The following is a 13,947-nucleotide window of genomic DNA, read 5'->3' on the forward strand; positions in this document are numbered from 1 at the left end:
GATTCCGGTGCAAATCACAGATTTTGTGAAGACCCGGATTCGCTGTGTGAGCGAGCCTGCTCGCGAATGCATCAATGAAGATCTCCGGCAGGACATGCCATCGATCAATCTAATACACTTGCTGAAACGTTTCCGCAGCGCTATAAAAATGGCACAACTCCAATAAAGGCTGCTGCCATGACCCCGCTCAAACTCGCCGTCGCCCTCGGCGCATTCTCTGCTGCTTCCCACGCCATGGCTTGGGATTACGTGCTGCTCGATGCCAACAAGCCCGCGCAAAACTGGACCATCACCAGTGCGCAGCTCGGTGTGAAAACCGACAAACCCTTCTCTGTGAGCCTGCGTACCTTGCACGGTGGGCGGCAGGAAGGTGTCAGCATCGTGGATATCGATAACGGCACGATGAAACTCTCGGTGGTGCCGACCCGAGGCATGAATGTCTTGCAAGCTTCTGTTGGCAATGTACGCATGGGTTGGGATTCGCCGGTCAAGGAAGTGGTCAACCCGGCGTTCATTGAACTTAACGGACGCGGTGGGCTGGGCTGGCTGGAAGGTTTCAACGAGCTGGTGACCCGCTGCGGTTACGAGTGGGTCGGCCATCCCGGTATGGACAATGGTGAGTTGCTGACCTTGCACGGACGCGCCGCCAACATCCCGGCTAGTACGGTCACGCTGCACATCGACGAAAAGCCGCCCTACGCCATCAGCCTGCGCGGCGAGCTGAAAGAGCAAGCGTTCAAGAAAGTCGACTTCTCGGTCGTCACTGAGCTGGTCACCGAGCCCGGCAGCGTGCGCTTTGCACTCAACGATACGCTGACCAACAACGGCGATTATCCGAAGGAATACCAGGCGCTGTATCACAGCAACTTCAGTACGCCGTTCCTCGAGCAAGGCGCACGATTTGCTGCGCCGGTAAAACAGGTGTCGCCGTTCAACGACAAGGCCAAGGGTGATCTGGCTGACTGGCAGACTTACCGCGCGCCGACCAAGGACTACGACGAAACCGTCTACAACGTCGTGCCCTATGCCGACGCCAAAGGCGAAACCCTGACTGTTTTGCACAATAAGGCCGGCAGCCTCGGTGTTTCTGTTGGCTTCAATACCCAGCAGTTGCCGGTGTTCTCCCTGTGGAAAAATACCGACACTCAAGGCCAGGGCTACGTCACCGGGCTGGAGCCGGGCACCAGTTTTTCCTACAACCGCCGCTATCAGCGCCCGTTGAATCTGGTACCGACCATTGCACCAAAGGCCAGCCAACAGTTCCAGATCAGCTACAGCCTGCTGGCAGACAAAGGCGCTGTGGATAACGCCTTGAAGCGCGTGACCGAGATTCAGGCCGGACGCGAAACTGAAGTGCGGCAGACGCCGCTGGTTGATCTGACCGAACATTAAGGTGTCGCCGGCCGGTATTGCAGCGCTTCGGCCAAATGCTCACGCTTGATTGCATCGACTTGCTCAAGATCTGCCAGCGTCCGGGCGACTTTGAGCAGGCGATGCGCTGAGCGCAGCGACAAGGTCAACCGCTCACACGCCGATTCCAGCCATGCCTCATCGGCTGTGGATAATTTGCAGTGCCGCTTCAACCCCGGCAGATCAAGAAACGCATTGGCGCAGCCTTGGCGCTTTTGCTGGCGCTCGCGTGCCTCGGCCACCAAGGCTGCGGCGCTGGCGCTGTCCTCTCCCGGCTTGACCTGCGGGTTCAACGCTGTCGCTTCTCGCGCCACTGTCAGGTGCAAATCGATCCGATCCAGCAGCGGCCCTGACAACTTGTTGCGATAGCGCTGCACCATGTCCGGCGTGCACGAACACTTGCCGCTCGGTTCGCCAAGATATCCACAGGGGCAGGGGTTCATTGCTGCCACTAACTGGAACCGTGCGGGAAAACGTACGCGATCCTTGGCTCGCGCGATGACGATATGTCCGGACTCCAAAGGCTCGCGTAAAACTTCCAATACCTTGCGATCAAACTCCGGCAGTTCGTCGAGAAACAGCACGCCGTGATGGGCGAGGGTGATCTCTCCGGGTTGCGGTTTCGAGCTGCCGCCGACCAACGCCGGCCCGGATGCGGAGTGGTGCGGTTGACGGAAGGGGCGCTGGGGCCAATGGGTCAGCGGCGCGCCACTGGCAACTGACTGAATCGCCGCCACCTCCAGTGCTTCGCTCTCGGCCAAGGGTGGCAGCAGCCCTGGCAACCGACTGGCCAGCAATGTCTTACCCGTTCCCGGCGGCCCACTGAGCAGCAGGTTATGGGCACCCGCAGCGGCAATCAGCAGCGCGCGTTTCGCCGCCAGTTGTCCTTGCACTTCATTCAAGTCGGGATAAGGCTTGCTGGCATGCATCAAGCCGTCGGAGACATAGGGCTCAACCGGCGTATGCCCATTGAAATGCGCCACAGCCTCAAGCAAATGATCCACCGCAAACACCTTCAACCCCGAAGCCAGACACGCCTCCTCGGCATTCGCTCGCGGCACCACCAACGCACGACCCGCCTTGCGCGCCGCCAATGCTGCCGGCAACACCCCGCGCACCGCTCGTACCGCGCCGGACAACGCCAACTCACCCAGACATTCCACATCATCCAGCGTCAGACACGGCACCTGCACACTCGCCGACAAAATCCCCAAGGCAATCGCCAGATCAAACCGCCCGCCATCCTTGGGCAGATCCGCCGGTGCCAGATTCAAGGTGATCCGCCGCGCCGGAAACTGCAGCCCGGAATTGATGATCGCGCTGCGCACCCGATCCTTGCTCTCCTTCACCGCCGCCTCGGGCAGCCCGACCATGGTCAGCGACGGCAGACCGTTGGCCAGATGAACTTCGACGGTGACAGCGGGGGCTTCCACGCCAATCTGGGCGCGACTGTGGACGATGGAGAGGGACATGGTCGTTCCTTGAGCTAAATCGGGAGCCGCTTCCTGCGGGTTTTTGAAGGGTAGTTGAGCCGGGTTTCAGTGCTGAAATAGAGGTTTACAAGACGTATCAAGACCCGATGGGCTGTCACTGCTTGCCTGAATTGGAGCGTTGACTCTCGCCCGGCATTGACGGATCCTCCCGCTCGAGGACTGCAACTGCGCATTCGTCGGGACTGGGCACCAGTAAAAGCTCCCCCGCATTTTTGGCAGCAGAGAAAGCTGGTTTCTCTGAAGTAGTGACGACGGGCCAGCTCGTCGGATTCTGAACCCATGGTTGCAAAGCCAGGAGCTAAAGAATCGCTGCGACTACTCCTCCAAACACAAAAAAGGCGTCCTACTGGACGCCTTTTTATTTTTGACTCAGGATCTTTTACCGGCCAGCGGGCCGCTTGGCTCAAGCTCTGGCCCACACGTAACAGCAACTTCAATAAATCGCCGTTGGTTGGCTGACATATCCCCAGCCAACCGGAGTGCTTCGAGATGTAGTTCAACAATCTGAAGAAGCTTTGCCTTTCGCTTTTTTGGGCTCATACGCACCTCGTGCGATTGGGTTGTTGATTTCGATGTTATTGGCCGTTCACAGAAATGACAAGCCGGTTGGTGTGGTCGAATTCGAACCCCAGTTTCCGGTAGTAAAAAACAACATTCGGATCAGGATCCTGAATCTCGATTTCTTTGCATCCTAGCGCTCGCGCATAGTGATCTGCGACAAGCAGAGCAATCGGCGCGATCCTGCCGCGAAGCGGGTGCGCCCTGTCCGGATGCCCTTCCAACAGAACAATCTTTAAGCAGATAGAGCTTGCGCGCGGGGTCGCATAGCACATGCCGCAAAGAGTCTGTTTGTACCATATCGCCAAATCCAGACCTTTCGCATCTTTACTTTTCCAGTCTGCAACGTCATCCCAAGGGAAAATTGTTGGCCCCTCCCAGAGAAAGTATTGCTTTATCGCTGCTGGGGTAATTGGCTCAAACTTGACCGCTGCTGCATCAATATTTGGGATTCTCGGGGCAATGTCCTTGAGAAAGAATTTGTAGGCGATCTTTCGCGAGTTTGATCTGAATGTCTGGTTACGAAGATCCGTTGCTTTGCCTTTTCTTCTCATTGTTTTCATCTGTTTGGATCTGGTCGCAGAAGATAGCCAGCAGAGACGGGGCAGCGAAATCAGACGTGGCGGACGCGTTTTGTAGGACGTTACTTCTGTGAGTGGAGGATTTCGGAGTAGGAGGGGTGGAGATAACGAAGACACAAAAAAGGTCATTTCAGTGGTATCGCTGAAATGACCTTTGGTGAGGTTGCAGCGCAAAAATTCAGATCAATTGCAGAGCCTTTCTCCACCATGAGTTCACAACCGTGCGGTTTGCCTGTTCTCGCTCCGTCACCATGTGTGGCACATCTTGCAACCGTATCCACGGCTGGTTATTCCAGTGCAGCAAACTCAATGTCATGTCCGGCCAGTTGAGCAGGCTCAGTTGTGGGCGTTCGCTTGTGGTGGGGTGTTGGGTGTCGCGCAGGGTCGGGATGACTTGGTGAGTAAGCCATTCGCGCAGGGCTCGGTATTCGGGGCAGTAGTGGTAGACCAGGAGGGCGTAGACGCCGGATTCGCTGATTAGCAGGGTGTTTTCGATTTGATTGTGGATCAGGGTTTTGCGGGATTGGTATTGGTCGGGGTCGAGTTTTCGCAGCATGCGTTCGTTGAGGTAGATGTGCAGCAGGCGACTCAGGTCTCGGGCGCAGAACCAGGGTTGGTTCTGGATGAGAAGGGCGTGGAGGGGGAGTTTGTGGCGGGTGAAGATGCTAGGTGTCAGGTAGTTTTCGTCCATGGTTCAGTTCTCGAATTCAAGTGAAGAAAACTGCTTCTGTTCGTCGCCAAACGAAAAGGGTGGCAGCTATGCGCGGGTTGGCGAACCGGTGAATTCGAAACCGGCAGACCCTGAGGTCTCCCACGCAAAGCCGCCATAACTCGTTGAGAGAAAAAACCTCTCTGTGAGTTTAGTTGCATTGCGTCAAATTCGATCCAGGTCGCCAAACCCGGTGCTGAACATTCAGTATCGGGTGAGCTTAGAAACCTGGGCTTTTCGGCGCAATCGGACGGCGGTGGTGCAGGTTGTAGGACGTTGCCGGGATGGTTGAAGGGCTGGAGATCAAAAGATCGCAGCCTTCGGCAGCTCCTACAGGGGGCGCGGATTATTCCGCGGGCGGTGTCAGCTTGGCTTCCATCTCGGCGACTTTGGCTTCGAGGCTTTCGAGGCGAGCGCGAGTGCGGGCCAGCACGACCATCTGACTATCAAATTCTTCGCGGCTGACCAGATCGAGTTTGCTGAAGGCACTCTGTAGCAGCATCTTGAACTGGCTTTCGATTTCGGCTTTCGGCAGCGGGGTGTCGCCGCTGAACAGGCGGGAGGCGGTGCCGCTCAGGGCGTCGAGGAAGTCTTTGGGCGCGAGCATGGTGGATGTCCTGGAAACAATGGCCGGCAGTGTATCACGCAGTGTCTATAGTCAATCTCGTGGTCAGGGATGCACGCTTTTCGCGCAGGCGGACGGACGGCGACGCACCGTTGTTGTGCGTATCCGGATGGCGTTTTGCACGGGATGGCTTGCGGCAGCGGCCAAGGGATTGAAATCAGGGGATTTTGGCGAGATGGCAAGGTTTCTGCTTAGTCACCTTCGACCCATGCACTGATGCAGTCGCTGTGACGAATGCAGTGCGGCAGACGGAGCGGGGAGTTTCGTCAGCAGCGGTTAGCTGGCGTCAGTCGGGCAGGTAAGGCCGACGATGCGTTACAAAGCCAGGCACTGCGCTTAGACTTGAGTCGGGTTTGTTTTCCTGGGGCAAGTCCACCAATTCGGGAGAGAGTTTCATGAAGCTAGTCACTGCCATCATCAAGCCGTTCAAGTTGGACGACGTGCGCGAGTCGCTGTCCGAAATCGGCGTGCAGGGCATTACCGTTACTGAAGTCAAAGGCTTCGGCCGGCAGAAGGGTCACACCGAGCTGTATCGCGGCGCGGAATATGTGGTCGATTTTCTGCCCAAGGTGAAAATCGACGTGGCCATCGACGACAAGGATCTGGATCGGGTGATCGAGGCGATCACCAAGGCGGCCAACACCGGCAAGATCGGTGACGGCAAGATCTTCGTGGTCAATCTGGAACAGGCGATCCGCATCCGTACCGGCGAAACCGATACCGACGCGATTTAAAAGCCGCCACAAACCCCAACGCCCCAGGAGAAAACAATATGACTCTGCGTAAATTCGCAGGGCTAGGAGCCCTGTTGTCCATCGTAATGCCCAGCCTCGCTATGGCGGCAGACGAAGTGGCGGCCCCAGTCCTCAATTCCGGCGATACTGCCTGGATGCTCACCTCGACAGCCCTCGTGCTGTTCATGACCATCCCCGGCCTGGCGCTGTTCTACGGCGGCATGGTTCGCTCCAAAAACATTCTTTCCGTGATGATGCAGTGCTTCGCCATTACCGGTCTGATCAGCATCCTGTGGGTCATTTATGGCTACAGCATTGCGTTCGACACCACCGGCATGGAGCAGGGCGTCGTCAATTTCAACTCGTTCTTCGGCGGCATGGGCAAGGCGTTCCTCGCCGGTGTCACGCCTTCAAGCCTGACCGGCCCTGCGGCGCTGTTCCCTGAAGCGGTGTTCATCACCTTCCAGATGACCTTCGCGATCATCACCCCGGCGCTGATCGTCGGTGCGTTCGCTGAGCGGATGAAGTTCTCCGCGATGCTGATCTTCATGGGCATCTGGTTCACCCTGGTTTATGCACCGATCGCGCACATGGTCTGGTCCGGCAACGGCGGCCTGATGTGGGACTGGGGCGTGCTCGACTTCGCGGGCGGCACCGTGGTGCACATCAATGCCGGTGTGGCCGGTCTGATTGCCTGCCTGGTACTGGGCAAGCGCAAAGGCTTCCCGACCACCCCGATGGCCCCGCACAATCTCGGTTACACCCTGATGGGCGCGGCCATGCTGTGGGTCGGCTGGTTCGGCTTCAACGCCGGTTCCGCTGCTGCGGCCAACGGCACCGCTGGCATGGCGATGCTGGTCACTCAGATCGCTACCGCTGCCGCCGCACTGGGCTGGATGTTTGCCGAGTGGATCACCCACGGCAAGCCAAGTGCACTGGGCATCGCCTCGGGTGTGGTTGCCGGTCTGGTGGCAATTACTCCGGCTGCTGGCACCGTGGGCCCGATGGGCGCCCTGGTGATCGGTCTGGCGGCGGGCGTGGTGTGCTTCTTCTGCGCCACCACCCTGAAACGCAAACTCGGTTATGACGATTCCCTGGACGCGTTCGGCGTACACGGTATCGGCGGTATCCTCGGCGCGATCCTTACCGGCGTATTCGCTGCGCCGGCTCTGGGTGGCTTCGGCACCGTCACCGACATCGGCGCGCAGGTCTGGATTCAGGTCAAAGGCGTTGGTTTCACGGTGATCTACACCGCGATCGTCACCTTCATCATCCTCAAGGTCCTGGACGCTGTGATGGGTCTGCGTGTGACCGAGGAAGAAGAATCGGTAGGCCTCGATCTGGCACAACACAACGAACGCGGCTACAACCTGTAAGTACGCGCAGCAAAAAACTTGCCCGGTTCGCCGGGCATTTTTTTGTCTGGAGTTTGTCGCAGAGAGAGCAGCTGAAAGGATTTTTCGTACGTCTTTGGTCGTGTTTACGACGGGCGTTTTTCTGCGGGCAATGGCTTACATCATTGCAGGATTATTAGGGCCTTTGTTTTTTCCCAGAGCGCGCTAGAATGCGCCCCGAACGTGCGGAGAACTGTATGTGGCAACAGACTCTGATAACCCTGCGGGCACGGCCCCGGGGCTTTCATCTGGTAACGGACGAGTTGCTCGCCGGGCTGCCTGAACTCAAGGCATGCCGGGTCGGTCTGTTGCATTTGTGGCTGCAGCATACCTCGGCGTCGTTGACCATCAACGAGAACGCCGATCCGGCGGTACGTCGCGACTTCGAACGATTTTTCAATCGTCTGATCCCACAAGGAACAGACGGCTATGAGCATAACGACGAAGGCCTGGACGACCTCCCGGCGCACTTCAAGGCCAGCGTGCTTGGCTGCCAGATCAGTCTGCCGGTTTCGGCAGGCCGCCTGGCACTGGGGACCTGGCAAGGCGTTTATCTGGGCGAGCACCGTGATCATGGCGGTGCCCGAAAAGTCCTCGCCACCTTGCACGGTGACGGGGCATAAACCGTTGGTCACCAATGGTTACTGATTTTTTAACGGCGACTTTCGACAGTCGCCAAAGCTGGTCTATAACTAATCTGCTTTTCGCAAGTCATGAGGTAGAACATGAGCGACGATGATCTGGAAAACGACGACCTCGAAGTAGGCGACGAAGACGAGGCCGAGGAAGGCCTGGAAGCAGCAGCGGAAGACGTTGCTGACGACGATGGCGGTGACGATACGCCGGCCCCGGCTGCCAAAGGCAAAGCCAAGGCTGCGGTGTCGGTAGACGAATTGCCGAGCATCGAAGCCAAGAACAAGGAGCGCGACGCCCTGGCCAAGGCCATGGAAGAGTTCCTGTCGCGTGGCGGAAAAGTGCAGGAAGTGGAGGCCAATGTGGTCGCCGATCCGCCGAAGAAGCCGGACAACAAGTACGGCAGCCGCCCTATCTGAGGCGTGCCGCTGGCTTGCTGAAAAAGCCCGCCGTCGCTGCGGGCTTTTTCATGGGTGAAATAAAATACCTGAAGTGAAACATAAACCCTGTGGGAGCGGGCTTGCCCGCGATGGGGTCGGATCAGTCACATTGACGTTGAATGTGCCGGCCTCATCGCTGGCAAGCCAGCTCCCACAGGTTTTCAGGTGTCAGGTGGAAGTGGCATTCCAGCGGGCAAGCACCGCTGGCAAATCGCTCAGGCTACGAATCTCGGCATCCGGCAGGCGATCCGCTTCCCAGGCTTTCCCCGTCGGGTTGAACCAGATCGCCCGCAACCCGGCCTGCTGTGCGCCGGCAATGTCATCGCCCGGATGATCACCGATATGTACGGCGCTTTCGGCGGTGGCACCACCACGCTGCAACGCCTCATGAAACAGTCGCGCATCCGGTTTGGCGATGCCGATGTCTTCCGCGCACAAGGCAAACTTGAAGTAGTCCGCCAAGCCCAATCGTCGCACATCGGCATTGCCATTGGTGACCACGCCAAGCGCATAGTGATTGGCGAGGATCTCCAGCACCGGCTCGACTTCAGGAAAAACTTCGATCTGATGCCGCGCATGCAGAAATACTTCAAAACCCTTGTCTGCCAGGTCGGTTGCTTCGCCATGGGCATAGCCGGCGTCCTCCATCGCATGGAACAACACCCGCCGACGTAGTGCGCTGATGCGGTGTTTCAGCCCCGGCTCATTAGCCAGCACGCGCTCACGAATCGCCCACAAATGCTCCACCGGCACCGCGCCCAGATTCGGCGCGTGTTCGCTCAGCCATTCGCGCAATACCGCTTCGGCGCTGACGATCACCGGCGCGGTGTCCCACAAGGTGTCGTCGAGGTCGAAGGTGATCAACTGGATGCTCATGAATCGTCGCCTTTCATGCGTTTGGCCCGTGGGTGGGCGCTGTCGTAGACCGCCGCCAGGTGCTGGAAGTCCAGATGGGTATAGATCTGCGTGGTCTTGATGTCGGAGTGACCGAGCAATTCCTGCACCGCGCGCAGATCCTGCGAGGATTCCAGCAAGTGGCTGGCAAAGGAGTGCCGCAGCATGTGCGGGTGCAGGTTCTGCCCCAGTTCGCGTTCGCCGGCCAGTTTCACTCGTACCTGAATCGCTCGTGGGCCGAGGCGCCGGCCTTGCTGGCTGACGAACACGGCGTCATCCGCCGGATTGGTCATCGCCCGTAACGGCAGCCACTGTTCCAGTGCTTCGCGGGCCTTTTTACCCACCGGTAGCAGGCGGGTTTTACTGCCCTTGCCGAGCACTTGGACCATGCCGTCGGCGAGGTCGAGTTGATCAAGATTGAGCCCGGTCAGCTCGGAAAGGCGCAGGCCGGAGGAGTAGAACAACTCCAGAATCGCCTGATCGCGCCGCGCAAGAAAATCATCCTCGACTGCCCCTTCAAGCAGCTGCAGTGCGCGGTCGGTATCGAGGGTTTTCGGCAGGCGCCGTTCGCCCTTCGGCGGTGCCAGACCGGTCGCCGGATCGTGGTCGCAAAGGCCTTCGCGATTGAGATAGTGGTAAAGCCCGCGTACTGCCGAGAGTAGGCGGGCGAGGCTGCGCGAGGATTGGCCTTGCGCATGCAGGCGGGCGATCAGGCTGCGCAGGCGCTGAATGTCCAGCGCCGCCCAACTGCCGATGTTCTGCTTCACACACCAGCCAAGGACTTTATCGAGGTCGCGGCGGTAAGCCGACAGCGTGTGCGGCGACACCTGTCGCTCACTGCGCAGGTGTTCGCAGTAAGCGTCCAGTTGCCGTTCCATGTTCAGCGTACCGAGCGCAGGGAGCTGTTGACCCGTGGCAGCACGCGGCCCATGACTTCGGCGATGTAGCTGAGGAACAGCGTGCCGACCGAACTTTTGTAGTGCTGCGGATCACGGCTGGCGATCGCCAGAATGCCGTGAATGCCTTGATGGCTGACCGCAACCACGGCGGTGGAACCGATCTGCTTGCGCTGCTCTTCACCGAAAAGGAAGTCCAGCTCATGCTCGCGCAGGCTGCCGCTGACGCTTTTGCCTTCGGTGAGCAAGCCGCCGATGGCGACTTGTGCGTCGGCGTGGCTGACCCAGCGACCGACCGGCGCCGGGTTGTCACCGAGCAGGATCAGGCTGACGAAGGGCACCTGAAAATCCTGACGCAGACTGTCTTCGACGCTGATCACCACGTCCTCGAGGCTGGCGGCGTCCATCAGGGACAGAATGAGCCGGCGAGTCTTGTCGAACAGGCGATCGTTGTCGCGGGCGACATCCATCAACTGCGAGAGGCGATGGCGCATCTCGATGTTGCGGTCGCGCAGGATGGTCATTTGCCGCTCGACCAAGGACACGGTGTCACCGCGTCGGTGGGGAATACGCAGGGCGGGCAGCAGTTCTTCGTGCTCGACGAAGAAGTCCGGATGAGCCTCCAGGTACGCGGCAACCGCTGCCGCCTCCAGGCTCTCGGACGCTGATTCGTCGGACTGTCGGGCGGGTACCTGAGGCTTATCGGTCATGGTTTCTGCTCACTCAAAGACGTACTTGTCCTTCGTATACACGCACTGCCGGACCGGTCATCAGCACCGGTTGGCCAGGGCCAGCCCATTCAATGGACAGACGCCCGCCGGGCAGGTCGATCAATAGCGGCGAATCCATCCACCCCTGGCTGATTGCAGCGACAGCCGCTGCACACGCGCCGGTGCCGCAGGCCTGGGTTTCCCCGGCGCCGCGCTCCCACACGCGCAGCTGCGCGCGGTTGCGGTCGATGACCTGGAGAAAACCGACATTGACCCGCGCCGGGAAGCGCGGATGGTGTTCGATTTTCGGCCCCAGCTCATGCACCGGTGCACTGTTGATGTCCTGTACGCGCAACACCGCGTGGGGGTTGCCCATCGACACGGCGGCGAGTTCGACCGTGGTGCCGTCGACTTCCAGCTGATAGCTGCTGGCCTGCGCCGGCGCTTCGAACGGAATGTCCGCCGGCACCAGACGCGGGGCGCCCATGTTCACGCCGATCTGGCCGTCGTTACGCACGTCCAGCTCGATGATGCCGCCCTTGGTTTCGACGCGGATCTGCCGTTTGGCGGTCAGACGCTTGTCGAGCACGAAGCGCGCGAAGCAGCGTGCACCGTTGCCGCACTGCTCGACTTCCGAACCATCGGAATTGAAGATCCGGTAACGGAAGTCCACGTCCGGATTGCTCGGCGCTTCAACAATCAGCAACTGGTCGAAACCGATGCCGGTGTGCCGGTCGCCCCATTGCTTGGCGTGCTTGGGCTGAATATGCGCGTGCTGGCTGACCAGGTCGAGAACCATGAAGTCATTGCCCAGGCCGTGCATTTTGGTAAAACGCAGCAGCATGGGTTACTCCGGCAGCAGGCTTTCGCCGGCAAACAGCTCGGCCACGGTTTCGCGGCGGCGCACTTCAAAAACCTGATCACCGTCTACCAGCACCTCGGCAGCACGGCCGCGGGTGTTGTAGTTGGAACTCATCACAAAACCGTAGGCCCCGGCCGAGTGCACGGCCAGCAAGTCGCCTTCTTCCAGCGCCAGTTCACGGTCCTTGGCGAGGAAATCACCGGTTTCGCAGATCGGCCCGACGATGTCGTATTTGCGCGCAGCGGTGCCACGCGGTTTGACCGCCGTGACGTCCATCCATGCCTGATACAGCGCCGGGCGGATCAGGTCGTTCATCGCCGCATCGACGATGGCGAAGTCTTTGTGTTCGGTGTGCTTGAGGTATTCGACCTGGGTCAGCAGTACGCCGCCGTTGGCGACGATGAAGCGGCCCGGCTCGAACACCAGCGCCAGATCACGCCCGTTCAAGCGCTCGCGCACAGCCTTGATGTAATCGGCAGCCAATGGCGGCTCTTCATCGCGATAACGCACGCCCAAGCCACCACCGAGATCGATGTGGCGCAGGTGAATGCCGCAATCGCCGAGGCGATCGACCAGATCGAGCAGGCGATCCAGCGCGTCAATGAACGGCGGCAGGGTGGTGAGTTGCGAACCGATGTGGCAGTCAACGCCGACCACTTCCAGGTTCGGCAGATGCGCGGCGCGCACATACACGTCTTCGGCGTCGGCAATGGCGATGCCGAACTTGTTCTCTTTGAGACCGGTGGAAATGTACGGGTGGGTGCCGGCATCGACGTCCGGGTTCACGCGCAGCGAAACCGGGGCGCGGACACCCAGCTCGGCGGCAACTACTTGCAGGCGTTCGAGCTCGTCGGTGGATTCGACGTTGAAGCAGTGCACGCCGACTTCGAGGGCGCGACGCATGTCGTCACGGGTCTTGCCGACACCGGAGAAGACGATCTTGTCAGCGCTGCCGCCAGCGGCCAGCACACGCTCCAGTTCACCACGGGAGACGATGTCGAAACCGGCGCCGAGACGGGCCAGGACATTCAGTACGCCGAGGTTGGAGTTTGCTTTGACGGCAAAGCAGACCAAGTGCGGCATGCCGGCCAGCGCATCGGCGTAGGCCAGATATTGGGCTTCGATATGCGCGCGGGAGTAAACATAGGTGGGCGTGCCGAAACGGTCGGCGATGGCGGACAGCGCCACACCTTCCGCGAACAGCTCCCCGCCACGGTAGTTAAAAGCGTCCATGGCGATCCCTTATTGGTAAACGTCGTGCTTGTGTGCTTTGGACGGCTGCTTCTGCGAAGACTGGGCTTGCTCGGCCGGGTCCTGATCGTCATCCGGCAGGTACAGCGGGCCTTTTTGACCACAGGCCGAAACGAGGCAGGCAACCGCGACGAGCGCAGCAAGGGAAGAGATCAGGCGCTTCATGGCGAAATCCTTGAAAATGCGTTAATTGCGCCGGAGTATACCGGCCACCCGGCAGCTTGCCTATGCGAGGGGGTTCCCGTCCGGCGGGGCTTGCCTAAAGCTGCCCGAATCGCCGCTATCTCGAGCAGGCTCACTCCTACAAGGGTTCGGTGTCAGGAGTGGGGCAGGGTGCTTGGTCGTTAATCTTTGCAATCGGCCGGAAGCGTCCGTATCTTTCGGCGCTTGAGCCTGATCAGACATTTTTTGAGGTTGCCGCAATGAGTTTGTCCGAAGCCCGTTTCCACGATCTGGTCGATGCTACCCAGCAGACGCTGGAAGATATCTTTGATGACAGCGACCTGGATATCGACCTGGAGAGCTCGGCAGGTGTCTTGACCGTCAAGTTCGAAAACGGCTCGCAACTGATCTTCAGCCGCCAGGAGCCGCTGCGTCAGTTGTGGCTGGCGGCGGTGTCCGGTGGTTTCCACTTCGATTACGACGAAGAGAGCGAGCGCTGGATGTGCGACAAGAGCGAAGAGCAACTGGGCGAAATGCTCGAGCGCATCGTCAAGCAACAGGCTGGCGCTGAATTCGACTTCGAAGGTCTGTGATT

Annotated in this window: 16 protein-coding genes; 6 read left to right on the forward strand and 10 right to left on the reverse strand. The window is 59.4% G+C overall.

The annotated features are described in order from the left end of the window. The first annotated feature begins 177 nt into the window (after positions 1-177). Positions 178-1,392 carry an aldose 1-epimerase family protein gene (locus QZR14_RS03640; protein WP_311995906.1) on the forward strand — a complete coding sequence of 405 codons (1,215 nt, stop codon included), beginning with the start codon at positions 178-180 and terminating at the stop codon, positions 1,390-1,392. Here the strand turns inward: QZR14_RS03640 and QZR14_RS03645 are convergent. The 4 genes from QZR14_RS03645 to QZR14_RS03660 form a co-directional block, all read right to left on the reverse strand. Then, on the reverse strand, positions 1,389-2,882 hold the full coding sequence (locus QZR14_RS03645) for a YifB family Mg chelatase-like AAA ATPase (protein ID WP_311995907.1): 1,494 nt from the start codon (positions 2,880-2,882) through the stop codon (positions 1,389-1,391). The genes QZR14_RS03640 and QZR14_RS03645 overlap by 4 nt on opposite strands. A gap of 596 nt (positions 2,883-3,478) precedes the next feature. Continuing rightward, positions 3,479-4,024 (reverse strand): N-acetyltransferase, encoded by a 546-nt coding sequence (locus QZR14_RS03650; RefSeq protein WP_311995908.1) that lies wholly within the window; start codon positions 4,022-4,024, stop codon positions 3,479-3,481. Between the two features lie 196 nt (positions 4,025-4,220). Further along, the gene (locus QZR14_RS03655; protein ID WP_311995909.1) at positions 4,221-4,733 is read right to left on the reverse strand and encodes a BRO-N domain-containing protein; all 513 of its coding nucleotides are present in this window, start codon (positions 4,731-4,733) and stop codon (positions 4,221-4,223) included. A 364-nt stretch (positions 4,734-5,097) separates the two neighbouring features. Further along, on the reverse strand, positions 5,098-5,358 hold the full coding sequence (locus QZR14_RS03660) for an accessory factor UbiK family protein (RefSeq protein ID WP_007920416.1): 261 nt from the start codon (positions 5,356-5,358) through the stop codon (positions 5,098-5,100). Positions 5,359-5,771: 413 nt separating this feature from the next. On the opposite strand from QZR14_RS03660, the gene glnK reads away from it, so the two are divergent. The 4 genes from glnK (at position 5,772) to sutA (ending at position 8,556) form a co-directional block, all read left to right on the forward strand. Continuing rightward, on the forward strand, positions 5,772-6,110 hold the full coding sequence (gene glnK, locus QZR14_RS03665) for a P-II family nitrogen regulator (RefSeq protein WP_002555808.1): 339 nt from the start codon (positions 5,772-5,774) through the stop codon (positions 6,108-6,110). Between the two features lie 38 nt (positions 6,111-6,148). Continuing rightward, a complete protein-coding gene (locus tag QZR14_RS03670; protein WP_311995910.1) occupies positions 6,149-7,486 on the forward strand; it encodes an ammonium transporter in 1,338 nt (445 codons plus the stop codon). Between the two features lie 215 nt (positions 7,487-7,701). Next, positions 7,702-8,127 carry a secondary thiamine-phosphate synthase enzyme YjbQ gene (locus tag QZR14_RS03675; RefSeq protein ID WP_086792400.1) on the forward strand — a complete coding sequence of 142 codons (426 nt, stop codon included), beginning with the start codon at positions 7,702-7,704 and terminating at the stop codon, positions 8,125-8,127. 102 nt (positions 8,128-8,229) lie between these two features. Beyond that, positions 8,230-8,556, forward strand: coding sequence for a transcriptional regulator SutA (gene sutA, locus QZR14_RS03680; protein WP_007920420.1), 327 nt, complete (start codon positions 8,230-8,232; stop codon positions 8,554-8,556). Positions 8,557-8,745: 189 nt separating this feature from the next. Here sutA and QZR14_RS03685 read toward each other — a convergent pair whose 3' ends face one another. Genes QZR14_RS03685 through lptM form a run of 6 tightly spaced genes read right to left on the reverse strand, consistent with a single transcriptional unit; the run spans position 8,746 to position 13,355 of the window. Further along, positions 8,746-9,453 carry an HAD family hydrolase gene (locus tag QZR14_RS03685; protein WP_311995911.1) on the reverse strand — a complete coding sequence of 236 codons (708 nt, stop codon included), beginning with the start codon at positions 9,451-9,453 and terminating at the stop codon, positions 8,746-8,748. After that, positions 9,450-10,349 carry a tyrosine recombinase XerC gene (xerC, locus tag QZR14_RS03690; protein WP_007950060.1) on the reverse strand — a complete coding sequence of 300 codons (900 nt, stop codon included), beginning with the start codon at positions 10,347-10,349 and terminating at the stop codon, positions 9,450-9,452. The genes QZR14_RS03685 and xerC overlap by 4 nt, the downstream gene beginning before the upstream one ends. 2 nt (positions 10,350-10,351) lie before the next feature. After that, positions 10,352-11,077, reverse strand: coding sequence for a DUF484 family protein (locus QZR14_RS03695; protein WP_311995912.1), 726 nt, complete (start codon positions 11,075-11,077; stop codon positions 10,352-10,354). Between the two features lie 13 nt (positions 11,078-11,090). Further along, a complete protein-coding gene (gene dapF, locus QZR14_RS03700) occupies positions 11,091-11,921 on the reverse strand; it encodes a diaminopimelate epimerase (RefSeq protein ID WP_095119833.1) in 831 nt (276 codons plus the stop codon). Between the two features lie 3 nt (positions 11,922-11,924). Further along, entirely contained in the window at positions 11,925-13,172 is a 1,248-nt protein-coding gene (gene lysA / locus QZR14_RS03705) for a diaminopimelate decarboxylase (RefSeq protein WP_311995913.1), read from the reverse strand. Positions 13,173-13,181: 9 nt separating this feature from the next. Beyond that, the gene (lptM, locus tag QZR14_RS03710; protein WP_007911098.1) at positions 13,182-13,355 is read right to left on the reverse strand and encodes an LPS translocon maturation chaperone LptM; all 174 of its coding nucleotides are present in this window, start codon (positions 13,353-13,355) and stop codon (positions 13,182-13,184) included. Positions 13,356-13,612: 257 nt separating this feature from the next. On the opposite strand from lptM, the gene cyaY reads away from it, so the two are divergent. After that, positions 13,613-13,945 (forward strand): iron donor protein CyaY, encoded by a 333-nt coding sequence (gene cyaY, locus QZR14_RS03715; RefSeq protein WP_123454569.1) that lies wholly within the window; start codon positions 13,613-13,615, stop codon positions 13,943-13,945. The last annotated feature ends 2 nt before the right edge of the window (positions 13,946-13,947 follow it).

This window comes from Pseudomonas sp. rhizo66 (assembly GCF_031931925.1).
GTDB lineage: Bacteria > Pseudomonadota > Gammaproteobacteria > Pseudomonadales > Pseudomonadaceae > Aquipseudomonas.